Raw genomic sequence first — 23,183 nt, forward strand, 5'->3', positions numbered from 1 at the left:
AAAAAGACGGCATCGGGTCGGGAACTTCGCCGCCCCCTCATCCGTACACAGAACGGAATCAACGGATTTCGCGGATGCGACGCGCGTCGCGGAAGGCGGTAACTGCCGGGCGCGGGGGGCGACTTCCGTAACGACACCGCCGATGTCATCATGACACCATGAGTGTCACCGAGGGCGGCGCGGACTCCGCCGAGCATCTCGCGTACGAGGTGATCCGCCGCCTGTGGCCGCTGCACCGGGCGGTCGTACGCGCCGTGGAACGGGAACTGGCGGGTACGGGCCTGACGGCCGGTCAGTGCGCCCTGCTGGACACCCTGCGTACGCACGGCCCGAGCACCGTACCGGAGCTGGCCCGCGCCCTGGGCCTGGACCGCCAGCCCGTACAGCGCCGGGTGAACCACGCGACGGACCTGGGCTTCCTGGAGGCCGTCCCCAACCCCGCGCACCGGCGCTCCCCTCTGATCCGGCTCACACCGGAAGGCGCCGAGGTGCTGAGCGCGCTCCAGCAGTCCGAGGCGGCCGGGCTGCGGCGGATGCTGGCCGGGGTGCCGGCCGCCGACGTGGCCACCACCCTGCGCGTGCTCGACCGCCTCGGCGAGGACCTCCGGGCGCCGGCCCGGGACGAACCGGCGCACCCCGGCCCCTCCCGTACGGCGGTTCCGCCCCGGGAGCCTCGGACATCCCGTGAACCTCGGACACCCCGGGAACCTCGAAGGCCCCAGGCACCTCAAACCTCCCGGGAGCCCCAACCGCCCCGGACCTCCCCGGCAGGCCGGGCACCGCGAGCAGACCGAGCGCCCCACCCGACAGCAGCACCCCACACAGGACGGCACGGAGCATGACGACCGACGACATCCAAGGAATTCACGGAATCCAAGGAATCCAGGAGACCGGGGCCTGGGGTACGGAGGTCGAGAACGACACGGTCCCGGTCGAGAACGGTGAGCTGTTCTACGAGGCGGCCGGCGCCGGCACGGAGGGCGACCCCTCCGTGGTGCTGCTGCACGGCGGGATGCTCGACCAGCGCATGTGGGACGAGCAGTTCACCTGGCTCGCCCGATCCGGCCTGCGCACGGTCCGCTACGACGCACGCGGCCACGGACTGTCCTCCACCGTCGACGGTGACTACGCCAACCACGAGGACCTGCGCGCCCTCCTCGACCACCTCGGCATAGCGCGCGCCATCCTCGTCGGCCTCTCGCACGGCGCCCGCATCGCCCTGGACATGGCGCTCGCCCACCCGGACCGCGTCTTCGCGCTGGCGCTGGCCTCGCCCGGGGTGAGCGGCCGGGCCTTCACCGACCCGTTCATCCTGGAGCACATCAAGGAGCAGGTGGCCGCCGTCACCGACGAGGAGGACGGCACGGAGCGCTACATCGAGCACTTCCTGCGCATGTGGGTGGACGGCCCGCACCGCGCCCCCGACGCCGTGGACCCCGCCCTGCGCGAGCGGATGCGGGCCTCGGCGGACGCCAACGTGGTCGTGCACGCGGGCGGCATGGGCGCCGGAGTGCCGATCGAGGTCGGCGCGTACGAGCGGCTGGCGGAGATCCGCGTACCGACCCTGGTCCTGGACGGCGACCTGGACAGCTCCGACATCTCCGCCAACGCGCACGCCATCACCCTCGCCGTGCCGGGCGCCCAACGGGTACGGATTCCGGGCGCGGCCCACATGGTGAACCTGGAGAACACCGGCCACTTCGACCACGCCCTGCACGGGTTCCTCTCGGGTCTTCCGTACTGAGCCTGTCCGGCCCTGAGCCTGCCGGCCACCCCGCCCCTGCCCCTGCCGTCGGGCGTCCGGGGCGGGGTGCAACCATGAGCGGGTCATGATTGCGGGGCACGTTCTCAGGGGATTGCGGGCCGGGGTGTTCGCGGCGGTGTGTGTGCTGCTCGCCGCCCTCGGCCACGTCCTCATGTCCGGCGCGCCCGTGCCCTGGTGGGTACTGCTCGGCGCGATGACGGCAACGGCCTTCGGGGCGTGGAGCCTCGCCGGCCGCGAGCGTGGACCGCTGTTCGTGACCTCGCTGACGCTGGCGACGCAGGCCGCGCTGCACTCCGCCTTCTCCTTCGGCCAGTCGGTGGCGGCCACCCTGCCCGGCACCGTGGGCGAGCAGGCTTCCCTGGCCCAGCGGTGGGCGGCCTCGCTGACGTGCGGCACGGTCGGCCCGATCCCGCAGCGCGAGGCCGAACAGATGCTGCACGAGGCGGGGATCGGGCGTCGGTACGGCGAGGCCATGGCCGACATGCGGTCCACCCACGGAGTGCACTCCGGGCACGCCATGCACTCCGGACACGACATGCATGGCATGCACGACATGCCGGGTATGCACGACATGCCAGGTATGGGGGGCAGCATGACCGGCATGGTCGCGGCGCACGTTCTGGTCGCGCTGCTGAGTGCCTGGTGGCTGTGCGGCGGCGAACGGGCGGCGTTCCGCGTCGTACGGACGGTCTCCGTACGGCTCTTCGTGCCGCTCGCCCTCGTCCTGCGCGCGCTCCTGCCGGACCTGCCCCGGCCTGCCCGCCCGGTACGCCGCGAACCCCGGCAGCCGCTGCGGCGGCTGATCCTCGTCCACGTCATCTGGCTCCGCGGCCCGCCCCGGGAGAACGCTGTCCGCTGACAGCACGGTCACATCCAGGACTTCGCACCGCACGCCGGCCGGTCCTGGTCCTTGTAATCGTCATCGGTCCCGACCGTCGTCCGTCGAGTACGCGGCGGGGCCGGATCTCCCGAAGGACTACTGATGATGACTCCTGTCCTCGCCGTCACCGTATGCGGCGGACCGCCGCAGCCGGTCGAGCAACCCGTCCAGCGCCGCTGCCCGCTCCGACCAGAGACGGCAGTCCGCGCACCCCGCCAGGTGGGCGTCGAGCAGCCCGCCCGTGACGCCCGGCGGCAGTTGTTCGCCGTCCAGGCGGGCGGAGACGGCGGTTCGTACGCGCGAGCAGTGCATGACCCCATCCTCCCCGACGTGCGCGGCAGCGGTTCCGCGACCGGCGGCGAGGAGGTGCGGCATGCGCGATGACCGTACGGTGACGGCCTGGGCCCTGGCGGCCCGCGCCGGGGACGAGACGGCCGTGGAACGGTTCGTCCGCGCGACACAACTGGACGTACGGCGCTACGTCACGCACCTCAGCGGCGACGCGCAGGCCGCCGACGACCTGGTGCAGGACACCTACCTGCGGGCCCTGCGCAGCCTGCCCCACTTCGAGGGCCGGTCGTCGGCCCGTACGTGGCTGCTGACCATCGCCCGCCGGACGGTCGCCGACCGGCTGCGGTCGATGGCCAGCAGACCGCGGCTCACCGGGACCGACGACTGGCAGACCGCGGTGGAGAAGGCCCAGCCGCGCGGTGTGCCCGGCTTCGACGAGGGCATCGCCCTCACCGAACTGCTGTCGGCGCTGCCCGCACCCCGCCGGGAGGCGTTCGTACTGACCCAGGTGCTGGGTCTGCCGTACGCGGAGACGGCGGAGATCGCCGGCTGCCCGGTGGGAACGGTGCGCTCCCGGGTGGCACGGGCCCGCGAGACGCTGGTGTCCTTGCTGGCGGAGCAGGAGCAGCACCCCGCCCGGGTCCCGGCGGGCTCCGCCGCGTGAGGCTGAGGGCTGGGCCGGATGCTTGAACGGCCGGTGTCCTGGGCGTGCGCCCGGGACACCGGCCTCCGGCTCTCGGCTCTCGGCTCTCGGCGTACGGCCGGATCAGAGCCGCAATTGGCCAGGGCGTACGGCGACGGCCTGGGCGGTGACGGGACCGCTGTGGCGAAAGTGCAGTGTGAAGGTGAGCCGGTCGCCCGGTGCCAGTCGCGGTGGCGGGCTGACCATGACGTCCAGACCGGTCGGCGCCATCCGCAGTTCGCCGCGCGCCGGGACGGTGACGGTGCCCGCCATCTCCATCCGGTGCGCCCCTTCGGCGATCTCGACATCGCGGCCGATCATGGCCCGCAGCCCGGCGGGGCCGGTGACGCCCGTCAGTTCGTCGGCGGTGGTACCGGTGTTGCTGATGGTGAAGAACGCCGCGGTGGCTTCCGTGTTGGAGGCGGTGAGGATACGGCCGTCGGACACGCCCAGCCGGGGCGGAGTGCCCGCGTTGCCGGTGACGGTCCAGGCGGTGAGGCAGCCGAGCGTCAGCACACCCGCGAGGAGCGGTGCGGCGGCGGAGCGCAGAGCGGTGCGTGCGGTGGTGGCTGTGGTGACAGGGATGGCGGCGGGTGTCATGGGGCGTCCGGGGTGATCGTGGAGGAGGTGCGGGAGGCAGGAGAGGTGCTCGGGGCACGAGAGGCGCGAGAGGTGTGGGAGGTGCTGGCGGCGCGGGAGGTGCGGGAGGCCGGCTTCCATGCCCGTAGGCGCAGACTGTTGCCCACCACCAGCAGCGAACTCGCGGACATCGCGGCGGCCGCGATCATCGGATCCAGCCGTCCGACGGCGGCGAGCGGCACGGTGACCAGGTTGTAGCCGAAGGCCCAGACGAGGTTGGCGCGGATGGTGCCCAGCGTGCGCCGGGCCAGCCGTACGGCGTCGGGTACGGCCTGGAGGTCCTCGCGCAGCACGGTGACGTCGGCCGCGCCGATCGCGGCGTCCGTACCGCTGCCCAGGGCGATGCCGAGGTCCGCACGGGCCAGCGCGGCCGCGTCGTTGACTCCGTCGCCGACCACCGCGACCCGGCCGCCGTGTTCCTTCAGCGTCGTGACCAGCGCGGCCTTCTCCTCGGGGAGCGCCGCTGCGTGGATCTCGGTGATTCCCAGGTGCCCGGCGACGGCCCGCGCGGTGGCCGCGCGGTCCCCGGTGGCCAGCACCGGCCGCAGACCGAGGCGGCGCAGGTGGTCGACGGCCCGGTAGCAGTCGGGCCGCAGTGTGTCGCCGATGGAGAAGACGGCCTGGGGGGTGCCGTCGACGGTCACGAGTACGGCGGTGTGCCCGGCGGTCTCGGCCGTACGGACCGCGTCCGCGAGCGAGGCGGGCAGGGCCGTCAGCTCGCCGGGCCGCCCGACGGTCACGGTCCGGCCGTCCACCTCGCCGGTCACGCCGTACCCCGCGGTCGCGGCGAAGTGCCGCGCGGTGGGGGGCGGCCGGTGGTCGGCGAGGGCTTCGCGGCGCTGGTCACCGTACGCGGTGATGGCGCGCGCCAAGGGGTGTTCGGAGCCGTGCTCGACGGCGGCGGCCAGCCGAAGGGTCTCGTCGGCCGTAAGGCCGGGGGCGCACGTGGGGTGCGCGGGGCCGTTGGTGTCCGTGGGTTCCATGGGGTCCTTGCTGTCCCTGGTACCAGCAACTGCTGTGACCCCAGCGGCCCCCGTGTCGCTCGTGTCCCCTGTGCCTCCCTTGCCCCCCGTGTCCCCCGTGCGGACCGTCATGGCGATCACGCTCATCCGCCCGGTGGTCAACGTGCCGGTCTTGTCCAGCACCAGGGTGTCGATGCGCCGCAACCGCTCCAGGGCCTGCGGCCCGCTGACCAGAATGCCCAACTGCGCGCCCCGGCCCGTGGCGGCCAGCAGGGCGGTCGGGGTGGCCAGTCCGAGCGCGCAGGGGCAGGCGACGACCAGGACGGCCACCGCGGCGGTCACCGCCGCCTGCGGATCGGCGCCCGCGCCCAGCCAGAACCCGAGGACGGTCACGGACACCGCCAGCACGGCCGGGACGAAGACTCCCGCGACCGCGTCGGCCAGGCGCTGCGCCTGGGTCTTGCCGGTCTGCGCCTCCTCCACGAGACGGGTGATCCGGGCCAGCCGGGTGTCCGCGCCGACCGCGGCAGCCCGTACTTCGAGGAGGCCGCCCACGTTCACCGCGCCGCCCACGACCGCCGATCCCGGCCCGACCTCCACCGGGCTGCTCTCACCGGTGACGAGGGAGAGGTCGAGGGCGGAACTGCCGTCCACCACCGTGCCGTCGGTGGCCACCCGCTCTCCGGGGCGTACGAGGAACCGGTCGCCGACCTGGAGCCGGGCGACCGGAATACGACGTTCCACAGTGGCGGCACCGTCCGCGAGGCCGCCACCGGAACCCCTGTCCGCCGCGTCGGCCGGTACCCGTACGGACACGTCCTTGCCGACCAGTTCGGCCAGCGCCCGTAGCGCAAACCCCGTACCCCGCCGGGCCCCGGCCTCCAGCCGCCGCCCCGCGAGGACGAACAGTGGTACGCCGACTGCCGCCTCCAGGTAGAAGTGCGCGGTGCCGCCGCTGAGGAAGAGCGCGTACGCGGACCAGGCGAACGAGGCGGCCACACCGAGTGAGACCAGTGTGTCCATCGTCGCGGCACCGTGCCGCAGACCGCCGGCCGCGCGGCGGTGGAACGGCAGCGCACCCCACACGGCGACCGGCGCGGTCAGCGCGAAGCAGAGCCACTGCCAGTTGCGGAACTGCCAGGCGGGGACCATCGACAGGACGAGTACGGGGACGGACAGCAGCGCGGTGACGAGGAGACGGTCGCGTTCGCCGTCCGGTGCCGGCCCCTCGGCAGGAGGGGCATTCTCTGCCAGGTCGGTCCGTCGGCTCTCCGGGAGTTCCGCCGTGAATCCCGCGGCCTCCACCGTCGCCAAGAGATCGGTCACCGGCAGTCCGGACGGGTGGCGGACACGGGCCTTGCCGGTGGCCAGGTTCACCGTGGCGGTCACCCCGTCGAGCCGGCCCAGCTTCTTCTCCACCCGGTTCACGCAGGCAGCGCAGGTCATGCCGCCCACCGTCAGTACGGTGACGCGCTCGCTCATCCCATACCGCCCATACCGCTCATGCCGTCCATGCCGTCCATGGAGTCACCGCCTCCGGGTTGCTGCGGCGCTCCGGGGAGCGTGCCGCTCGGGCGCATGCCCGGTGCCGCGGGCCCGGCGGCCGAGCCCGCCCCGTACGCGCACAAGAACAGGACGGCGAGCAGTGCCACGAACCCGATCACCGGTTTCGCGGGCCGTACGGATGACAGACGTTCTACGAGAGGCATGGCCGCTCCGATACACAGATGCAGACTCGGACACAGACGACGGAAAGAGAAAAGGGGAAAGGGGAATGGGCTCACCGAGCCCGAAAAGGCGAGGCGGGAGAATCGGAGAACGGAAACGGGAGACCAGGCGCGAGGCAGCTCAGGTTTCCCGGGCCCCGGGCCCGCGCCCCGTATCCAGCGCCCAGAACCTCGCCGCCCCGCCCCGCCGCCCGAAGCGCCATCCTGGCACGGCGACCGGCCCCCTCCCCCTCTCTCACCGCCTCTTGTCCCACGTGAGGTTTGTCCTGGTCATCCGCTGGAACCCGGCCGGCCGCCCGGCCGACTACCTAGGGCTGCGACCGCCGTTCACGACGTCACCCCACCGGAATTCCGGTACCCCCTCGGCGGAATTCCCGTAACGCGCCGGGAACTCGTCCGCCCTCCCGCCCGACCTCTGAGTGAAGCGTGCGCACGACCGGCCCCGGACGTGTGAGCGGACAGTTGCCGATCGCCGAGGAGTTGGGTCCATGTGTGGCATCACCGGATGGATTTCGTACCGCGAGGACCCCCGCGCCCAGATTTCCGTCATCGAGCGGATGACCTCCGCGCTGGCCCGCCGCGGCCCCGACGCCTCGGGCACCTGGTGCGGCCCGTACGCCGCGATCGGGCATCGGCGCCTGGCCGTCCTGGACCTGGAAGGCGGTACGCAGCCCATGGTCGCGCCCGCCGCCGTACCCGTACCGCCGTCCTCCGACGAGAGTCACAAAGGGCTCCGCACCCCGCGGAGTTCCGCGGGTGCGGTGTCGCCGGACGCCGTCCTCACCTACAGCGGCGAGATCTACAACCACCACGCCCTGCGGGCCGAACTCCGTTCGCGCGGGCACCGTTTCGCGACCCGCAGCGACACCGAAGTCGTGCTGCGCGCGTACCTGGAGTGGGGCGACGGCCTCACCGAGCGCCTGGAAGGCATGTACGCCTTCGCCGTCTGGGACGCCCGCCGGGAGCGGCTTCTCCTGGTACGTGACCGGCTGGGCGTCAAACCGCTGTTCTTCGCCGGAATCCCGGGCGGCCTGGTCTTCGGTTCCGAACCCAAGGCCCTGTTCGCGCACCCCGCCTGCCGGCCGCGGGTCGACGCGCGGGGGATGCGGGAGGCGTACGGCCTGCTCTTCGGCACCGGGGAGACGCTCTGGTCGGGGGTGCGGGAGGTGCAACCCGGTGGCGTGGCGGTCTTCGACCGGAGTGGTCTGTCCGAGCGTGTCTACTGGCGCCTTGCGGCCCGCCCGCACCCGGACCGCGGGATCGCCGCGACGGTGGACACCGTCCGTTCCCATGTGGAGCGGGCCGCCCGTGCCCAGGTGGAGGCGGACGTGCCCCGGTGCACCCTGCTCTCCGGCGGTCTCGACTCCACCGTGCTGACCGCGTTGCTGGCGGACGAACTGCGCGTACGGGAGGGGCCGGCGGCCCGGCTCCGTTCGTACGCGGTCGACTACAGCGACCAAGTGGAACGTTTCACCGGCGATGTCCTGCGCACCGGCCACGACACCCCGTACGCGGCCGAGGCCGCCGCCTTCATCGGCACCGACCACCACCTCGTCGTCCTCGACCCGTGGGACCTGCTGGACCCGGCGCACCGCGCGGCCGTGGTGGCGGCCCGCGACTCGCCCATCGGCGTCGGCGACATGGACACCTCCCTGTACCTCCTCTTCGGCGAGATGGCCCGGCACTCGACGGTCGCGCTGTCCGGCGAGGCGGCCGACGAGGTCTTCGGCGGCTACCCCTGGTTCCGCAGCACCGCCGCGCGGGACGCCGACACCTTCCCCTGGCTGCTCGTGACCGGCGACCAGGCCGCCATGCCGCTGCACCCGGCGCTCGCGGACACGCTGCGCATCGGCGAGTTCCGCGCCGACACGTACCGGTCCGCGCTGGCCGCCGTCCCGCACCTGGACGGCGAGACACCGGCACAGCGCCGCCGGCGCGAACTCCAGCACCTGTCCCTGACCCGCTGGCTCCGCCAACTGCTGCACCGCAAGGACCGGCTCAGCATGGCGCAGGGACTGGAGGTGCGGGTGCCGTACTGCGATCACCGTCTCGTCGAGTACGCCTTCAACGCCCCCGCAGCGCTCCAGGACTTCGACGGGCGGGAGAAGAGCCTGCTGCGCGCCGCGGGCGCCCGCCTCGCCCCGCACTCCGTACTCCACCGCCCCAAGAACCACTACCCGGCCACCCACCACCCGGCGTACCACCGCGGCCTCCAGGACATGGCGCGTGACGCGCTCTCGGCCGGTCAGGGCCGCGTCCGCGACCTGGTGGACGAGGGCGCCGTCAAGGACCTCCTAGACACCCCGCCCGAACACCTCCAGTGGGGCCACCGCCTGCGTCTGGAACGCGTCGTCGACCTGTCGCTGTGGCTGGACGAGTACCGCCCGGAACTGGCCTTCTGATCCGCTCGCGCACCTACGAGCCCGTGCGCGCCCACCTCTGAGGAGCACCCACCCATGCCTCTTCCCGAACCCGAACCGATCCCGCTGTACGGAGAGAGCTACAAGCGTGATCCGTACCCCCTCTACACCGAGTTGCGCGAGCGCGGCCCGGTCCACCGCGTCCGGTTCCCGAGCGGTGTATGTGCCTGGCTCGTCACCGGATACGAAGCCGCTCACCGGGCACTGAACGACTCCCGGCTCGGCAAACACCACTCCCGGGGCAACGCGGCCTGGCGCGCCCGCGCCTCGATCATGCCGGAGCCGCAGCACTCCCAGCTCCAGGTGCATCTGCTGCACCAGGACCCACCCCGGCACACCGCCCTCCGCCGACTGATCACCGACACTTTCGCGCCCCGGCGCGTCGCGGCACTCCGTCCGCGCTTCGCGGCACTGGCGGACGCGCTGCTGGACGAGTTGCCGCCGGCCGGGAGCCGGGAGCGCGGCGGCACCACCGACCTCGTCGCGTCGTTCGCCGCCCGCTTCCCCTTTCTCGTACTCGCCGAGGTCATCGGCCTGCCGGAAGAGTTCACCGGACGCTTCGACCGGGACTGGGGCAAGGTCGTCCAGCCCGTCGGCCCGGCGGACCCCGGCCGCCCGGCCTATGAAACGAGGCTGCGCGGCCTACAGAAGTACATCGCCGGTCTGGTGGGCCACAAGCGGCGAGAACGCGGCACCGACCTGCTCTCCCGTCTCGTCGCGGCCCACGACGAAGGGGCCCTGGACGGCGCCGAACTGGACTCCATGATCTTCCAACTCCTCGTCGCCGGCCAGGAACCCGTCACCCATCAGATCACGACGGCCCTGATCGCCCTGCTGCGCCACCCGCACCACCTCGCCGCACTCCGCGACGACCCCGCGTTCCTCCCCCGCGCCGTCGAGGAACTGCTCCGCTACGACAGCGCTTTCGAGCTGACGACCTGGCGCTTCCTCGCCGAGGACGCGGACGTGTCCGGCACCCGGGTTCCGGCCGGCGACTCCGTGATCGTCTCGCTGTGCGCGGCCAACCGCGACCCCGCCCGCTTCCCCACACCCGACACCCTGGACCTCGGCCGGTCCCCCAACCCCCACCTCGCCTTCGGCCACGGCATCCATTTCTGTCCGGGCGCCACCCTGGCCCGTACCGAACTGCACATCGCCCTGGAGACGCTGCTCCGTCGCCTGCCGGGTCTCCGCCTGGCCGTACCGGACAGCGAACTGAACTGGATACCGGCGGTGCTCGCGCGGGGAGTCGGCGAGCTTCCGGTGGCGTACGGCGGGCCCTCCGCCGGGCGGCCTGCGGCGGGGAGTTCCCCCGCGGCTCGGTCCCGGGCGGCGGATTCCCCAACGGGGCGGTCGTCGGCGGAGAGTTCCCCGGCGGCAAGCTCGGGTGCTGCTCGCGGTTGCCCCTTCGGCACCGCCGTATCCGCCGCCACGGTGGACACTGTTGTCGCCGCTGACCCCGTCGCCGCACCCGCACCCGTCCCGGCACCCGCACCCGCTCCCGCTCCCGCTCCCGAGGAAGCCCGATGAACAGCACGGCGGCAGCGGCCGCCATCCTCACCGCCCTCCTCCCGCACCGCCGCACCCCGGAGGCGACGGCCGCGGACCGAGCGGCCACCGCGGCCCATTTCCCGTACCACCTACGACAACTGGAAGCCCTGACGGCGGCCCGCCGCCCGATCCGCTTCACCCTCCCCGGCTTCCCCTGCAAATCCCCCAACCCGGCCAAGGTCGTCGGCCGGCTCCCCGACGAGGGTGAACGCCTCGCCCTGCGCTTCCTGGACCAACTGTGCGCCCGGATCGGGGAGCTGTACGCGCCGGGCGCGCGGCTCGTCATCTGCTCCGACGGACACCTCTTCAGCGATCTGATCGGCGTCCCGGACCCGCACGTCGACGCGTACAACGACGCGCTGCGCGCCATGATCCGTACGGCCGGGCTGTCCCACCTCACCACCTTCGACCTGCGGGACGTCTACGGGGACCGGCCCTGCGACGCCAAACGCGCCGAGGTGCACAGCCGGTACGCGCCCTCCCTGGACTCGCTGCGCGCCGAAACCCGGAACCCGGCCGCCGACGGCGGCGAAACGCTTCGCGTCTACCGCGGCATCACCCGCTTCCTGTTCGAGGACACCACCGGCTTCGAAGGCACCCGCTCCGCCCTGCAACGTGCCTGCCGCACCCGCGCCTACGGAGTCGTCCAGCGCAGCCGCGCCTGGGGTGCGCTGATCGCCGAGCACCATCCGGACGCCGTCCGGCTGTCCATCCATCCGCAGCCGCCCGGCACGGCGAAGTTCGGCATCCGCCTGCTCGACGCGCCCGACGTGTGGATGACGCCGTGGCACGCCTGCGTGCTGCGCGACGCGGACGGCGGTGTACGGCTGATGCGCGCGGCTGACGCGGCGCGGCTCGGACGGCTCGTCCACCGGGACGGCCGCCCGAGCCATTACGTGCAGGACGTGAACGAGGCCGGGCGGCCGGCACCGGCTCGGACGACGGCCATGGCTCAGCTCCCCTGCCCCACAACGGCATCCGCAACCGCATCTGCCTCTGCCTCTGCCTCTGCCTCTGCCTCTGCCTCTGCCTCTGTATCCACGACGGCACCTGCGACTGCACGCTGATCGAGGGCGATCAGCGGGTCCCCCGTCAGCGGGTGGTCGACCACCGCCGCCCGTACCCCGAACACCTCGGCCAGCAGCTCCGGTGTCAGCACCTCGCGCGGCGCACCGGACGCCACCACCGTCCCTTCGGAAAGCACATGGAGCCGGTCGCAGACCGAGGCCGCCGCGTTCAGGTCGTGCAGGGAGACGAGCGTCGTACAGGCCCGGCCGCGCAGCAGGCTCAGCAGCTCGACCTGGTGCCGTACGTCCAGGTGGTTCGTCGGTTCGTCCAGGACGAGGACGTCCGGTGCCTGGGCGAAGGCGCGGGCGAGCAGGGCACGCTGCCGCTCCCCGCCGGAGAGCGCCGAGAACCGCCGCCCGCCGTGCTCCGCCAGCCCCACGTCGGCCAGGGCGCGGGCCACGGTCTCCCGGTCGGCCCGGTCGTCGCCCGCGAACGCCCGCTTGTACGGGGTGCGGCCCATCGCCACCACCTCGTGGACGGTGAGTTCGAAGTCGCCGCCGCGTTCCTGGGGCAGGGCGGCGATGTGCCGGGCGGTGCGCGACGGCGGCATGGCCCGGATGTCCTCCCCGGCGAGCAGCACCCGGCCCGCTTCGGGGTTCAGATGCCGGTAGACCGTACGCAGCACCGTGGACTTGCCGCTGCCGTTCGGGCCGACCACACCCGCGATCTCACCGGGCGCGGCCATCAGCCGCACCCCAGCCACCACGCACCGGCCGGCGTAGGACACCCGCAGGTCCTCGATGTCGATCCGCATGCCCTGCCCCGTGGCCGCTTCCGTACGTACTCCTCCGCCGGCCGTGCCGGTGCCCCTCCTCGCACTCATGCTCCCGCTCCCGATCCCAGCCGCCGGTCCAGCACGTACAGCAGTACGGGCGCGCCGATCAGCGCCGTCACCACGCCCACCGGCAGTTCCTGGCCGTCCATGGCGGTACGGCACACGATGTCCACCACGATCAGCAGGAGCGCCCCGGTCAGCGCGGCCAGCGGCAGCAGCCTGCGGTGGTCGCCCCCGACGATCAGCCGGCACAGGTGCGGCACCATCAGCCCCACGAAGGCGACCGCCCCGGACACCGACACCAGGACACCGGTGAGCAGGCTGGTCACCACGAACAGCAGCCGGCGCAGCCGCACGACGTCCACGCCGACGCTCGCCGCCGTCTCGTCCCCCATCGTCAGCGCGTTCAGCGCGCGGGCCCGCGCCTGGAGGACCAGCAGCCCGGCCGGTACGGTGACGGCCGGCAGCAGGAGCGTGCCCCAAGTGGCGCCGCCCAGGCTGCCCATCAGCCAGAACAGCACGCCGCGCGTCTGCTGCTCGTCACCGGCCTGCAGTACGAGGTAACTGGTGAACCCGGCCAGGAACTGCCCGATGCCGACCCCGGCCAGCACCAACCGCAGCGGCGCGAAGCCGCCGCCCCGGCGGGCCAGCGTCCACACCAGCGCGAACGAGGCGAGCGCCCCGGCGAAGGCGGCCGACGACAACCCCAGGCCCCCGCCCAGCCCGAACACCCCGCCCGCCCCCGCCACGGTGCCCGCGCCCAGCACGATCGCGGCCACCGCGCCCAGCGAAGCGCCGTTGGAGATGCCCAGCAGGTACGGATCCGCCAGCGGGTTGCGCACCAGCGCCTGGGTGGCCGTACCGACGAGCCCGAGGCCCGCGCCGACCAGCGCGGCGAGCAGCGCCCTCGGGACCCGCAACTGCCAGACGATCAGGTCGTCCGTCCCCGGCCGGGGCGGCTCGCCCCCCAGGCGCCGGAACACCACCGACCACACCTCGGCCGGGGCGATGTCGGTGGCACCGAGTGCGACGGCCGCGGTCAGCGCGACGAGCAGGGCGACCAGCAGCCCGAGAGCGAGCCAGACGGCACGGGCCTGGCCGGGCCCCCTTCCCTCGGCACCTCCGACCCGCCCTTCCTCAGCACCTCCGACCCGCCATTCCGCGGCACCTCCGGCCCGTCCTCCCTCAGCTCCTCCAGCCCGCCGTTCCTCGGCTCTTCCGGCCCGCCCGTCGTCCTGCCCGACGGCTCGCCCGAGGTCCGGCCCCGGAGCCTGCTCGACGGCCTCCCGCCTCGCGCCCGGCGCTGCCATCAGCGGTCCGCTCCGGGCTCGGCCAGGCGGTCCGGGTAGAGCGTCGCCGCGATCCGCCGCACCGTATCGGCATTGCCCACCCCGGCGATGGTCGTCTGCTCCGAGCCGATACGCAGGAATTTCCCTTCCCGCACCGCGCGCAGTCCCGCCGTGGCCGGGAATTCCTTGAGGAACTTCTCAGCTTCGTCGAATGCCTTCCCGGTGGCCGCGGCACTTCCCCGGTTCCGTACGCCGAGCTGGATCCAGTCCGGGTTCTTCGCGACCACGTCCTCCCACGACACCGGCTGGAAATCGCTCGCGCAGTCCGCGAAGATGTTCCGCGCCCCCGCTTCGGTCAGCACCGCGTTGGCCACCTGCCGGTTGCAGACCGCCACGGGCTGTTTCGTCCCCGCGTCGAAGTCGAAGAAGAAGTACGACGGCCGCTTCGCCGCAGGCACGTCGGCAAGGGCCGCACGTACCGAGGAAACCTTCTTCTCCATCTCCGCCACCAGTCGCCCCGCACGGTGCGAGGTACCCGTGACCTGACCGAGCCGCCGGATGTCGGCTTCCACCGCGGACAGGTCCCGCTGCGGCACCTTCTTGCGCGGCGCACACGCCGTAGAAGCCAGATAGACGTGCTTGATGCCCGCCGCGGCGAATTCCTCCTCGGTCGGACCGGTCGCCGCGCCGCCCATCATGCCCATGGACGCGAACGTGTCGATATAGACATCGGCTCCGGACCCGAGCAGCTTCTCCTTCGGGATCACCGTCTTCCCCAGCACCGGGACGCGTTGCGCGCGGGCGTCCAGTTCGGGAGGCAACGTGCCTTTCCCCGGCGGGAATCCGGTACCGACGACCCGGTCGCCCGCTCCCAGCCGGAGCAGCATTTCCAGGCTCGCCGCATTGCTCGTGACAATCTTTCGCGGCGCCTCGGAAAACGTCGTCCGCCGCCCCTCGCAATCGGTGACCGTGGCGGGAAAGCCACCCGCTCCGCCGCCCCGCCCGTCCGCGGCGTCCGCCGCCGTCTGCCCGCCGGAACTACCGCAGCCGGTGGCCAGCGCGGCCACCCCCAGCACCCCCACGATCGCCGCCACCGACCGGCCTCGCCACGCCGACCGACCTTCCGGCACCATCCGGCCTTCCCAAGCCGACCGACCTTCCGGCGCTGCCCGGTCTCCCGACACGGACCGGCCCTTCGACACCGACCGGCCCTTCAGCACCGGCCGGCTCCCGGCCACCGGCTCCACCAGATCCATCCGAGGACGCATACGTCCGCTCTCCCTGCCTCTCGACCGCCCGAGGGCCCGCGCGTGCGGGCCCGGGACCAGGTAGTCGAGCGGACGGCGCCCCGGGTTCCCGCCGTATTGGTCCGATGACCACACCGCGGCCGGGCGTTAGAGTGTGCGGGCCGTGGTGTCGGGAAGACCGGTGAAGACCGTCAGGTCCAGACCGGAGCGGCCCTCGCCACTGTGATCGGGAAGTTCCCGCCCCGTTCCGTACGCGCCCCGCGCCCGTACGGAGCCACTGGCCGCAGCCCGCGACCGGGAAGGCAGGGGCGGGCGCGCACACCCGTCAGCCAGGAGACCGGCCACGGCATCTCACGAACTGATCCACGAGGTGCTGGAGCGTGACCACCGGATGCCCCCGTCCGCCAATTCCCCTTCCCCTTCACCGTCCCCGTCTTCTCCCCCCTCCCCCTCCCCCTCCACTTCGCCGTCCCCGCCGTCCGCTTCCGCGTTCCGCTGGCGGCGGCAGGACACCGTGCGGACCGCCGGGCTGATGGCGGTCATAGCCGCCCTGCACGTCATCGCCTTCGGTGTGCTCTTCCTGCTGGTCGTGCCGCAGCACTACGCCGTCGGGTCGCAGGTCTTCGGGGTCGGTCTCGGCGTCACCGCGTACACCCTCGGTATGCGGCATGCCTTCGACGCCGACCACATCGCCGCCATCGACAACACCACCCGCAAACTGATGGCCGACGGCAAACGCCCGGTCTCGGTGGGCTTCTGGTTCGCGCTCGGGCACTCCAGCGTGGTCGTCGCCATGGCGGCGCTGGTCGCCGGCGGCGCGCAACTGGCCGGCACCCTGCTCGACGACGGATCGAGTGCCCACCAGGTGCTCGGCACCGTGGGCACCACGGTCTCCGGCAGCTTCCTCTACCTCATCGCCGCGCTCAATCTCGTCGCGCTGGCGGGCATCTGGCGGGTGTTCCGGGCGATGCGGCAGGGCCGGTACGACGAGGCGGAGCTGGAGCAGCACCTCGACTCCCGCGGCTTCATGAACCGCGTACTGGGCCGCTTCACCCGCTCCATCACCCGGCCCGGCCAGATGTACCCGCTCGGCCTGCTCTTCGGTCTCGGCTTCGACACCGCGACCGAGGTGACGCTGATGGTGATGGCGGGCAGCGGCGCGGCGGCCGGTCTGCCCTGGTACGCGATCCTGGTGCTGCCGCTGCTGTTCGCGGCGGGGATGAGCCTGTTCGACACGCTGGACGGTACGTTCATGAACTTCGCGTACCAGTGGGCGTTCTCGAACCCGGTGCGCAAGGTCTACTACAACCTCACGATCACCGGTCTGTCGATCGCCGTCGCCTTCTTCATCGGGACCATCGAACTGGTCACCGTCCTGCACGAGAAGCTGAACCTGACGGACGGCGTGACCGGCTGGATCTCGGCGATCGACCTGGACAACGTGGGCTTCATCATCGTCGGCCTGTTCGTGGTGGTCTGGGCGGCGGCGCTGGCGTACTGGCGGCTGGCCGGGGTGGAGAAGCGCTGGTCGGCGCGGGCCACCGAGGCGACCGGGGCCCCGGAGGCCGCACGGGCCCCGGAGACGGCCGGGGAGACCGCCTGACCCGTCGCCCGACCTACCGGGCCCGACCTACCGGACCCGGTCTGTCCGCTCCCCGCCCCGCCCTTCATCAGTGGGGGCCGGGCCACCGCCCCCACCCGCCATCGGCAGGGTCGGCCGCCGCCCCACCCTCCACCGGCAGGGTGGGGCGGTGACTGCTCCCGCCCTGCCTCAGGTCGCCGAACCGGCCGCCGCGCCCGTCTTCAGATCACGGCCCCAGCGCGCCAGCTCGGCTTCGAGGTCGAGCGGGCGCAGCCGGTCCGGTTCGTCCGGGCCCGGCCAGTCCGTACGGGGCACCCGCCACATGACCTCGAACTCGTTGCCGTCCGGGTCCTTGGCGTACAGCGACTTGGACACCAAGTGGTCGGTGGCGCCGACCAGCGCGCCCCGCCCCGCCAGGTCCGCCGCCACGTCCGCCAGCTCCCCGAGGGTGCCGACCTCCCAGGCCAGGTGGTAGAGCCCCACCCGGCCGTGCTCGGGGCCCGGCGCACCGGCGCCGACCGCGAACAGTCCGAGATCGTGATCGTTGGCGGTCCCCTCGGCGCTGAGGAACGCGGCCCTCCCCGGTATCTCGGTGTCCACCCGGAACCCCAGCGTTTCCGTGTAGAAGGCCACAGCGCGCGCCACGTCCCGTACGTAGAGCACCGCGTGATTCAGCCGCCGCACTGCCACGTCAATCCCTCACCTTCCGCTTCTCCCCGCACCCATCACTTCACGGCACATCACGTCATGCCACACTCGGCTCCCCCGGCTCCACCCGGCTCGCCAGGAATCAGTCGCGCACCAGCAGCATCACGAACGCGACGATCACGCCGAACACCAGGGCGGCCACCCCGTACGCAAGGCGGTGGTTGCGCAGGACCGGGAGCAGCCGGTCGACCGCGTACCGGCCGGGGCCGGTCAGTGCCAGGGCTCCCGCGCCCGCCGTGAGCAGCAGCTCGTACTCGACGCCCTCGGGCGCGAAGAAGCCGCCGCCCCACTTCACCGCCAGCGCGTTCACCATCGTCCCGACGACCGCCGCGCCCGCCAGCGGCGTCAGCAGCCCGAGGACCAGCCCGAGGCCGCCCAACGTCTCGCTGAGGCCCGCCACCACGGCCATGGCCTTGCCGGCCGGGTAGCCGCTGGCCGTGAAGAACTGTCCGGTTCCGTCCAGCCCCGGTCCGCTGAACCAGCCGAACAGCTTCTGCGCACCGTGCGCAGCCATGGTCAGGCCGACCGCGAGCCGCAGAACCAACAGACCGATGTCGTACGCGTGCGGGGTCGCGGCATGGCGGTCGTCGACGCCGCTGCCGTAGTCGCGAAGGGGGCTGAGGGGGGAGGACATGCGAGCGCTCATTTCTGTCTGTCTGGTCCGTCCGGACCGGCGTGCCCTACGGGAGGACCGACGCCGCCCCGACGGAAGTACTTGAAACTTCAAGTCACACACCGACGATACACATCACTTGAAAGTGAAACAACACCCCCACCCCTCACCCTCCGAACGCCACCCCACACGATGCGTAACCCTTAAACCTACCCCCCACACCCCCACCACACACCGCATCCACACCAAGACCCACCCCACCCCACCCCCAGAAAAACCACTCCCCAACACCGCCCACCCCTCCTTTCCCTCCCCTCCCCCCTCATCTCCCTCTTCCTCCTCATCCCCCTCCCCCTCGCCCACCTCTGCCGCCCTCTCCCCACCCCTCCGCAACCGCCCACGTGTCCTTGTCCCCACCGCGCCACTCGACGAGCCCCGGAGTGTCCAGGTCGATGTCCTCGGCATCCGGCGCCAGCCCCGCATGCCGCAGGAACTCGGCGACATCACCACGCCCGTGCGCCAGCCCGACGATCTGCCCGTGGACAGTGACCCGCCGCCCACCGGACGAGGAGGGCGGGTGGACGATCACCGGCGGATGCTCAGCCATGCTTTCAGCGTGCACCGAGACCGCCCACCACGCATGTCGGCCGCACCGCACCATGCCGGCCCCATTGCCGGAGAGCTGCACGGAAGCGCGCCCACCGATACTCACCGAACCAGCGTCGCTGGTCGTGGCGTTGACGTACGGAACAACCGCGCCAGGCTTGACGAGCCGCCCGGCGTCCGCGACGCACCACACGGCAAAGCCGGCGCACCGCCCCGGCTCGCGACATCCAAACACCGTCCGACCAGCAACATCGACGTCAACCCCAAATGCCGAAGACCCCCCGTCAAGATCGACGGGGGGTCTTCGCGCTGGTGGGCACAACAGGATTTGAACCTGTGACATCTGCTTTGTAAGAGCAGCGCTCTACCGCTGAGCTATGCGCCCTGGCTGGACCGACAGACTACCTTGCTTCCTGGGCTGCTTCACAAACCAGGGGCCTCAGCTCCGGCGGCGGGCCGGGGAACCAGCCCCCGAGATCGCGAACCAACCGGCCGCTGTATTCGTTCTCACTGGGTGGGAGAATGGCAGCCGGGCCTGGGGCGATGCGATCGGGAGAGGGATGTGACGGCGACACACACGCAGCCGCACGAGCAGCGAGCACGCCGTGCAGTACGCCGTCGCCCCCGCGGGGGCGCGTTCCGGGACACGATGGCTCTGCTCCTTCTGCCGCTTCCTTTGCTGGCCGCCGCGGCGCCGGCCGCGTTCGCCGGTGGCGGTACGCGGCGCTGGTTCGGGCGCGGGGAGAGCCAGCGGGCGGACGCGCAGGCCGCGAAGGATGCCGCGGCTGCGGCGTTCTACGAGCTGGACACGGCACAGCGCGACCTGCGGATCTCCATAGAGACGATCACGGCGGTCGACAGTTCGCCGGCGGCCGTACGGGCCGCGAAGGACTACGAGAACTTCGGGCGGCGGATCGACGAGGTCAGCCAGGGCTACATCAGCGCTGTCGACGCCCACGATCTCGACCGGGACGATCTCGACGCCGGTGCCGCCTCACGGGCCCGCGCCGACCTGACCCGGGCCAAGGAGGAGCTGGAGCGGGTCAAGGCCGACCTCGACCGGTTCGCGCAGGGGCTCGGCCCGCTGCTGCAGACCGCGGAAACGCAGTTGGCACGGCTCGCACCGGCGGTGGAACGGGCGCGGCAGGCCCTGCTCGCGGCGAGCAACGCGCTGGACGCCGTCCGGGCGCAGGACTTCAAGGCCGACGATCTGGCGGCCCGGCTGGCCGCCCTGTCGCCCGAGCTGACCAAGTTGAACCAGGGCGCCGGTCAGCACGGCGTGCAGGAGACGATCCGGCGCGCCGACGACGTACTGCGCCAGGCCGAGTCCGTACGGACCGAGGCGGAGCGGCTGCCCGAGAAGGCCGCGGAGATCGACAAGCGGCTGGTGTCGCTGCGGACCCGGGCGCAGGCCATCACGACGCGGGCGAGCAAGGTCGACCCCGTACTGAGCGAATTGCGGCGGCGGTACAGCGCTGCCTGCTGGCAGGACCTCCAGCATGTGCCGGACCAGGCCGCGGACGCCGTCGCGCAGGCCGAGAGCAAGGTGCGGGAGGCGCAGCGGGCGCGGGACGAGCAGCAATGGGCCGACGCCACGAGCCTGCTGGCGACCGTGCGGGCCCTGCTGAACACCACCGACGAGGCCGTCTCGGCGGCCGGCGACCGGCTGCGGCGGCTGGACGAGGTGTCCTTCGACCGCGAGAAGGAGGTCGAGCGTACGCGCTTCGCCGTACGGGACGCGCAGCGTCTGGCGATGGCCGGACGCAGCACGCCCGACCCGCGGCACGCACGGCCGCTGGACGATGCGGTGGCACGTCTGGAGCGCGCGATCGCCGGTCTGGAGGGGCGGCACCCGGACTGGTGGCACTTCCTGACCGAGACGGAGGCGGTACGGCAGACCGCGTCCCGCGTCGTCCAGGAGATCCGCGACGAACGGGGCGGCGGCGCAGCGGGCTGAGTCGGCTACGGTCCGGACGGTCGGCAGGAAACAGGGCGGCAGAAAGCTGCCCGACGTCGGCGCCTGCCGCCCCGGCTCTCCCGCCTCAGCTCTCCCCCCCAGCCCTCCGGCCTCCGGGGTCCGCGCTCAACCCTTCACACGCGGCTCACCGGCCCACCAGCAGGCAAGTACGCCGGCACGCCGACACGCCGGGCCCACCGGCACGCCAGCGCCCCACCCCATCGCTCCGGCGGATCCTCCCGTCCTCCCCTCCCACCCCCATGACCTGCCGCTATGGCGTTACGCCCGGTTCAGGCGGATGCTGGTGTCAGGCACGGCCCAGGCGGTTCATCGCGCTAAGGAGGCCGGAACATGGACGCTGGCCAGGCTCTGCACGGGCCCACCCGGACGCTGCGCGGCAAAGTGCGGCACACACGGCTCGACGAACATCTGCCCGTCGATCACCGGCTCAGCACGGTGTACCGCTTCGGCGCCGGTTTGATGGGGTTGGTTCTCGTCGCCTTCGGCATTCTCGGACTGATCGACAAGATCGGATTCTTCGACACGGGCGGCGACACCGTCGCGGGCCTGAACACCAACGGTGCGCTGAGCGTGCTGTCGATCATCGTGGGACTGGTCCTCTTCGGGGGCATGGTGATCGGCGGAAACCTCGCCTCCACGCTCAACATCGTGCTCGGAGTGGCCTTCCTGCTGAGCGGCTTCATCAACCTCGCCATCCTGGAGACCGGCTTCAACTACCTGGCCTTCCGCATCCAGAACGTCCTGTTCAGCTTCCTCGTCGGCCTGATGCTGCTGGTCTTCGGCATGTACGGACGGGTCTCCGGCGGCCTGCCGCACGACAACCCGTACTGGCGCGCCCGGCACCCGGAAGCGGCGCAGCGACAGCCCCGGCGCCCTGTCCCGCCCCCGCCCCGTACCGGCGCTCATGTGTCACCACGGCACGAGCCCCCTACAGGTGGCCGCCACCGCCGCCCGAAACACCGCAGACGCGCCGTATGACAAGGCCAGCCCGGGTGGCACCACCGAATCTCCGGCCTCCCCTCCCTGGATCTCCTTCCCTCTCCCTCGCGCCCCGACCTCCCACCCACCCGCCCACCGATTGATAACCCCCGCCTCGCATGCCAGCCTCTGACCAGCCACGATCAGAGGAAAGGCGGCGGCCTGTGAAGATCAGCCGTGTCGAAACGTTCCTGGCTATCCCACGCTGGATGTTCGTCCGCGTGGAGACCGACGACGGCCTCGTCGGCTGGGGTGAGCCGGTGGTCGAGGGCCGCGCGGAACCGGTACGCGCCGCTGTCGAGGTCCTGTCCGAGTACCTCCTCGGTCAAGATCCGTCGCGTATCGAGGACCACTGGCAGGTCATGACGAAGGGCGGCTTCTACCGCGGCGGCCCGGTACTCTCCTCCGCGGTCGCCGGGCTGGACCAGGCCCTGTGGGACATCAAGGGCAAGCAGTACGGCGTGCCCGTCCACCAACTCCTCGGCGGCCCCGTACGGGACCGCGTCCGCGCATACGCCTGGGTCGGAGGCGACGAACCGCACGAGATCCGGGACGCACTGACCGCCCAGGTCGAGGCGGGCTTCACCGCCGTCAAGATGAACGGCTGCGGACGGATGTCGCCGGTCGCCACCCGCGCGGAAGTACGCGCCTGCCTGCGTCGGGCCGAGACCGCCCGTGACGTGCTGGGCGATGAACGGGACTTCGGCCTGGACTTCCACGGCCGGGTCTCCCCCGCCAACGCGCGCCGCCTCCTTCCTCTGCTGGCCGAGCACGCACCGATGTTCGTCGAGGAACCCGTGCTCTGCGACTACCCGCACGCACTTCCCGACCTGGTCAACGCCTCCAGCATCCCGCTCGCCCTGGGCGAGCGGCTCTTCACCCGCCAGGAGTTCCTCGCTCCTCTCCAAGCCGGTGTCGCCATCCTCCAGCCGGACATCTCGCACGCGGGCGGCATCTCCGAACTGCGCCGGATCGCCGCCCTCGCGGAGACGTACGGAGCCCAGCTCGCCCCGCACTGCCCCCTCGGCCCGGTCGCCCTCGCCGCCAGCCTTCAGGTCGCCTTCACCACCCCCAACTTCCTCATCCAGGAACAATCCATCGGCATCCACTACCACCAGGACGCCGAACTGCTCGACTACGTGGCCGACCCGGAACCCTTCCGTTTCCACGACGGTTTTCTCCTGCGCACCGACCGCCCAGGGCTGGGCGTGGCGGTCGACGAGCCCGCCGTACGAGCCGCCGACCGGCAGGGGCACGCCTGGCGCAACCCGGTCTGGCGTCACGCGGACGGTTCGTTCGCCGAGTGGTGACCGACAACCACGCCCCCGACCGACAAGCCGCACGAGGACACATCAACGACTCATCAGCGCACGCACCAGCACGCGCACCACCGCGCGCGCCAGAGAGGCACAGGCCCACCGC

General features: G+C 72.1%; 20 protein-coding genes, 1 tRNA gene, 1 pseudogene and 1 riboswitch. Of the genes and pseudogenes, 11 read left to right on the top strand and 11 right to left on the bottom strand.

Annotated elements, in window-relative coordinates; genetic code table 11:
- The first annotated feature begins 158 nt into the window (after positions 1-158).
- The 3 genes from ACZ4QV_RS04885 to ACZ4QV_RS04895 all read left to right on the top strand — a co-directional run bounded on the left by ACZ4QV_RS04885 (position 159) and on the right by ACZ4QV_RS04895 (position 2,624).
- On the top strand, positions 159-842 hold the full coding sequence (locus ACZ4QV_RS04885; RefSeq protein ID WP_467762581.1) for a MarR family winged helix-turn-helix transcriptional regulator: 684 nt from the start codon (positions 159-161) through the stop codon (positions 840-842).
- Positions 839-1,744: an alpha/beta fold hydrolase gene (locus ACZ4QV_RS04890; protein WP_467762582.1), complete on the top strand. Its 906-nt coding sequence runs from the start codon at positions 839-841 to the stop codon at positions 1,742-1,744. Before ACZ4QV_RS04885 ends, ACZ4QV_RS04890 begins: the two co-directional genes overlap by 4 nt.
- Before the next feature lie 85 nt (positions 1,745-1,829).
- A complete protein-coding gene (locus ACZ4QV_RS04895) occupies positions 1,830-2,624 on the top strand; it encodes a PE-PGRS family protein (RefSeq protein WP_361586644.1) in 795 nt (264 codons plus the stop codon).
- 117 nt (positions 2,625-2,741) lie between these two features.
- On the opposite strand, the gene ACZ4QV_RS04900 is transcribed toward ACZ4QV_RS04895, so the two are convergent.
- On the bottom strand, positions 2,742-2,957 hold the full coding sequence (locus ACZ4QV_RS04900; protein ID WP_361143651.1) for a zf-HC2 domain-containing protein: 216 nt from the start codon (positions 2,955-2,957) through the stop codon (positions 2,742-2,744).
- 61 nt (positions 2,958-3,018) lie between these two features.
- On the opposite strand from ACZ4QV_RS04900, the gene ACZ4QV_RS04905 reads away from it, so the two are divergent.
- Positions 3,019-3,600, top strand: coding sequence for a sigma-70 family RNA polymerase sigma factor (locus ACZ4QV_RS04905; protein ID WP_467762583.1), 582 nt, complete (start codon positions 3,019-3,021; stop codon positions 3,598-3,600).
- Between the two features lie 102 nt (positions 3,601-3,702).
- On the opposite strand, the gene ACZ4QV_RS04910 is transcribed toward ACZ4QV_RS04905, so the two are convergent.
- The 3 genes from ACZ4QV_RS04910 to ACZ4QV_RS04920 are packed head-to-tail and all read right to left on the bottom strand — an operon-like array spanning position 3,703 to position 6,928.
- Complete coding sequence (locus ACZ4QV_RS04910; RefSeq protein WP_361143656.1) at positions 3,703-4,218, bottom strand: copper chaperone PCu(A)C; 516 nt, start codon at positions 4,216-4,218, stop codon at positions 3,703-3,705.
- Positions 4,215-6,701 (bottom strand): heavy metal translocating P-type ATPase, encoded by a 2,487-nt coding sequence (locus tag ACZ4QV_RS04915; RefSeq protein ID WP_361619077.1) that lies wholly within the window; start codon positions 6,699-6,701, stop codon positions 4,215-4,217. The genes ACZ4QV_RS04910 and ACZ4QV_RS04915 overlap by 4 nt, the downstream gene beginning before the upstream one ends.
- A complete protein-coding gene (locus ACZ4QV_RS04920) occupies positions 6,698-6,928 on the bottom strand; it encodes a hypothetical protein (RefSeq protein ID WP_361586635.1) in 231 nt (76 codons plus the stop codon). The genes ACZ4QV_RS04915 and ACZ4QV_RS04920 overlap by 4 nt, the downstream gene beginning before the upstream one ends.
- Positions 6,929-7,434: 506 nt before the next feature.
- On the opposite strand from ACZ4QV_RS04920, the gene asnB reads away from it, so the two are divergent.
- The 3 genes and pseudogenes from asnB to ACZ4QV_RS04935 all read left to right on the top strand — a co-directional run bounded on the left by asnB (position 7,435) and on the right by ACZ4QV_RS04935 (position 11,984).
- A complete protein-coding gene (asnB, locus tag ACZ4QV_RS04925; RefSeq protein ID WP_467762584.1) occupies positions 7,435-9,348 on the top strand; it encodes an asparagine synthase (glutamine-hydrolyzing) in 1,914 nt (637 codons plus the stop codon).
- 54 nt (positions 9,349-9,402) lie between these two features.
- Positions 9,403-10,641, top strand: a pseudogene (locus ACZ4QV_RS04930) (cytochrome P450 family protein); the annotation flags it as partial.
- A 251-nt stretch (positions 10,642-10,892) separates the two neighbouring features.
- Positions 10,893-11,984, top strand: a complete 1,092-nt coding sequence (locus ACZ4QV_RS04935; RefSeq protein WP_467762585.1) for an L-tyrosine/L-tryptophan isonitrile synthase family protein — start codon at positions 10,893-10,895, stop codon at positions 11,982-11,984.
- Here the strand turns inward: ACZ4QV_RS04935 and ACZ4QV_RS04940 are convergent.
- From ACZ4QV_RS04940 to ACZ4QV_RS04950, 3 genes are all read right to left on the bottom strand, one after another.
- The gene (locus ACZ4QV_RS04940) at positions 11,870-12,739 is read right to left on the bottom strand and encodes an ABC transporter ATP-binding protein (protein WP_467762694.1); all 870 of its coding nucleotides are present in this window, start codon (positions 12,737-12,739) and stop codon (positions 11,870-11,872) included. The two genes, ACZ4QV_RS04935 and ACZ4QV_RS04940, sit on opposite strands and share 115 nt — an antisense overlap.
- A gap of 65 nt (positions 12,740-12,804) precedes the next feature.
- Positions 12,805-14,070: a FecCD family ABC transporter permease gene (locus ACZ4QV_RS04945; RefSeq protein ID WP_361619079.1), complete on the bottom strand. Its 1,266-nt coding sequence runs from the start codon at positions 14,068-14,070 to the stop codon at positions 12,805-12,807.
- Complete coding sequence (locus ACZ4QV_RS04950; RefSeq protein WP_361619083.1) at positions 14,070-15,182, bottom strand: ABC transporter substrate-binding protein; 1,113 nt, start codon at positions 15,180-15,182, stop codon at positions 14,070-14,072. The genes ACZ4QV_RS04945 and ACZ4QV_RS04950 overlap by 1 nt, the downstream gene beginning before the upstream one ends.
- Before the next feature lie 261 nt (positions 15,183-15,443).
- Positions 15,444-15,656, top strand: a riboswitch (cobalamin riboswitch).
- Here ACZ4QV_RS04950 and nicT point away from each other — a divergent pair.
- Positions 15,655-16,899 (top strand): Nickel transporter NicT, encoded by a 1,245-nt coding sequence (gene nicT, locus ACZ4QV_RS04955; protein WP_467762695.1) that lies wholly within the window; start codon positions 15,655-15,657, stop codon positions 16,897-16,899. It overlaps the preceding riboswitch by 2 nt.
- A 168-nt stretch (positions 16,900-17,067) precedes the next feature.
- Here the strand turns inward: nicT and ACZ4QV_RS04960 are convergent, their stop codons facing one another.
- The 4 genes from ACZ4QV_RS04960 to ACZ4QV_RS04975 all read right to left on the bottom strand — a co-directional run bounded on the left by ACZ4QV_RS04960 (position 17,068) and on the right by ACZ4QV_RS04975 (position 19,190).
- Positions 17,068-17,568, bottom strand: a complete 501-nt coding sequence (locus tag ACZ4QV_RS04960; RefSeq protein WP_361143670.1) for a VOC family protein — start codon at positions 17,566-17,568, stop codon at positions 17,068-17,070.
- Between the two features lie 100 nt (positions 17,569-17,668).
- Positions 17,669-18,220, bottom strand: coding sequence for a DoxX family protein (locus ACZ4QV_RS04965; RefSeq protein WP_361143673.1), 552 nt, complete (start codon positions 18,218-18,220; stop codon positions 17,669-17,671).
- Positions 18,221-18,539: 319 nt separating this feature from the next.
- Positions 18,540-18,806 carry a hypothetical protein gene (locus ACZ4QV_RS04970; protein ID WP_361143676.1) on the bottom strand — a complete coding sequence of 89 codons (267 nt, stop codon included), beginning with the start codon at positions 18,804-18,806 and terminating at the stop codon, positions 18,540-18,542.
- 309 nt (positions 18,807-19,115) lie between these two features.
- A tRNA-Val gene (locus ACZ4QV_RS04975) sits at positions 19,116-19,190 on the bottom strand.
- Between the two features lie 177 nt (positions 19,191-19,367).
- Between ACZ4QV_RS04975 and ACZ4QV_RS04980 the strand changes: the two genes are divergently transcribed.
- The 3 genes from ACZ4QV_RS04980 to dgoD all read left to right on the top strand — a co-directional run bounded on the left by ACZ4QV_RS04980 (position 19,368) and on the right by dgoD (position 23,071).
- The gene (locus ACZ4QV_RS04980) at positions 19,368-20,762 is read left to right on the top strand and encodes a hypothetical protein (RefSeq protein ID WP_467762586.1); all 1,395 of its coding nucleotides are present in this window, start codon (positions 19,368-19,370) and stop codon (positions 20,760-20,762) included.
- Between the two features lie 351 nt (positions 20,763-21,113).
- On the top strand, positions 21,114-21,761 hold the full coding sequence (locus tag ACZ4QV_RS04985) for a DUF4383 domain-containing protein (RefSeq protein ID WP_361143715.1): 648 nt from the start codon (positions 21,114-21,116) through the stop codon (positions 21,759-21,761).
- Between the two features lie 164 nt (positions 21,762-21,925).
- The gene (gene dgoD / locus ACZ4QV_RS04990; protein WP_467762587.1) at positions 21,926-23,071 is read left to right on the top strand and encodes a galactonate dehydratase; all 1,146 of its coding nucleotides are present in this window, start codon (positions 21,926-21,928) and stop codon (positions 23,069-23,071) included.
- The last annotated feature ends 112 nt before the right edge of the window (positions 23,072-23,183 follow it).

Source organism: Streptomyces sp. NPDC026394 (assembly GCF_055567735.1).

Bases quoted from the DNA above. Each gene is read 5' to 3' on its own strand.
- ACZ4QV_RS04900 (WP_361143651.1), bottom strand. From the start codon at position 2,957: ATGCACTGCTCGCGCGTACGAACCGCCGTCTCCGCCCGCCTGGACGGC.
- ACZ4QV_RS04940 (WP_467762694.1), bottom strand. From the start codon at position 12,739: ATGCGGATCGACATCGAGGACCTGCGGGTGTCCTACGCCGGCCGGTGC.
- ACZ4QV_RS04910 (WP_361143656.1), bottom strand. From the start codon at position 4,218: ATGACACCCGCCGCCATCCCTGTCACCACAGCCACCACCGCACGCACC.
- ACZ4QV_RS04945 (WP_361619079.1), bottom strand. From the start codon at position 14,070: ATGGCAGCGCCGGGCGCGAGGCGGGAGGCCGTCGAGCAGGCTCCGGGG.
- ACZ4QV_RS04950 (WP_361619083.1), bottom strand. From the start codon at position 15,182: ATGGTGCCGGAAGGTCGGTCGGCGTGGCGAGGCCGGTCGGTGGCGGCG.
- ACZ4QV_RS04920 (WP_361586635.1), bottom strand. From the start codon at position 6,928: ATGCCTCTCGTAGAACGTCTGTCATCCGTACGGCCCGCGAAACCGGTG.
- ACZ4QV_RS04965 (WP_361143673.1), bottom strand. From the start codon at position 18,220: ATGTCCTCCCCCCTCAGCCCCCTTCGCGACTACGGCAGCGGCGTCGAC.
- ACZ4QV_RS04885 (WP_467762581.1), top strand. From the start codon at position 159: ATGAGTGTCACCGAGGGCGGCGCGGACTCCGCCGAGCATCTCGCGTAC.
- ACZ4QV_RS04985 (WP_361143715.1), top strand. From the start codon at position 21,114: ATGGACGCTGGCCAGGCTCTGCACGGGCCCACCCGGACGCTGCGCGGC.
- asnB (WP_467762584.1), top strand. From the start codon at position 7,435: ATGTGTGGCATCACCGGATGGATTTCGTACCGCGAGGACCCCCGCGCC.
- ACZ4QV_RS04895 (WP_361586644.1), top strand. From the start codon at position 1,830: ATGATTGCGGGGCACGTTCTCAGGGGATTGCGGGCCGGGGTGTTCGCG.
- ACZ4QV_RS04905 (WP_467762583.1), top strand. From the start codon at position 3,019: ATGCGCGATGACCGTACGGTGACGGCCTGGGCCCTGGCGGCCCGCGCC.
- ACZ4QV_RS04935 (WP_467762585.1), top strand. From the start codon at position 10,893: ATGAACAGCACGGCGGCAGCGGCCGCCATCCTCACCGCCCTCCTCCCG.
- ACZ4QV_RS04915 (WP_361619077.1), bottom strand. From the start codon at position 6,701: ATGAGCGAGCGCGTCACCGTACTGACGGTGGGCGGCATGACCTGCGCT.
- ACZ4QV_RS04970 (WP_361143676.1), bottom strand. From the start codon at position 18,806: ATGGCTGAGCATCCGCCGGTGATCGTCCACCCGCCCTCCTCGTCCGGT.
- ACZ4QV_RS04890 (WP_467762582.1), top strand. From the start codon at position 839: ATGACGACCGACGACATCCAAGGAATTCACGGAATCCAAGGAATCCAG.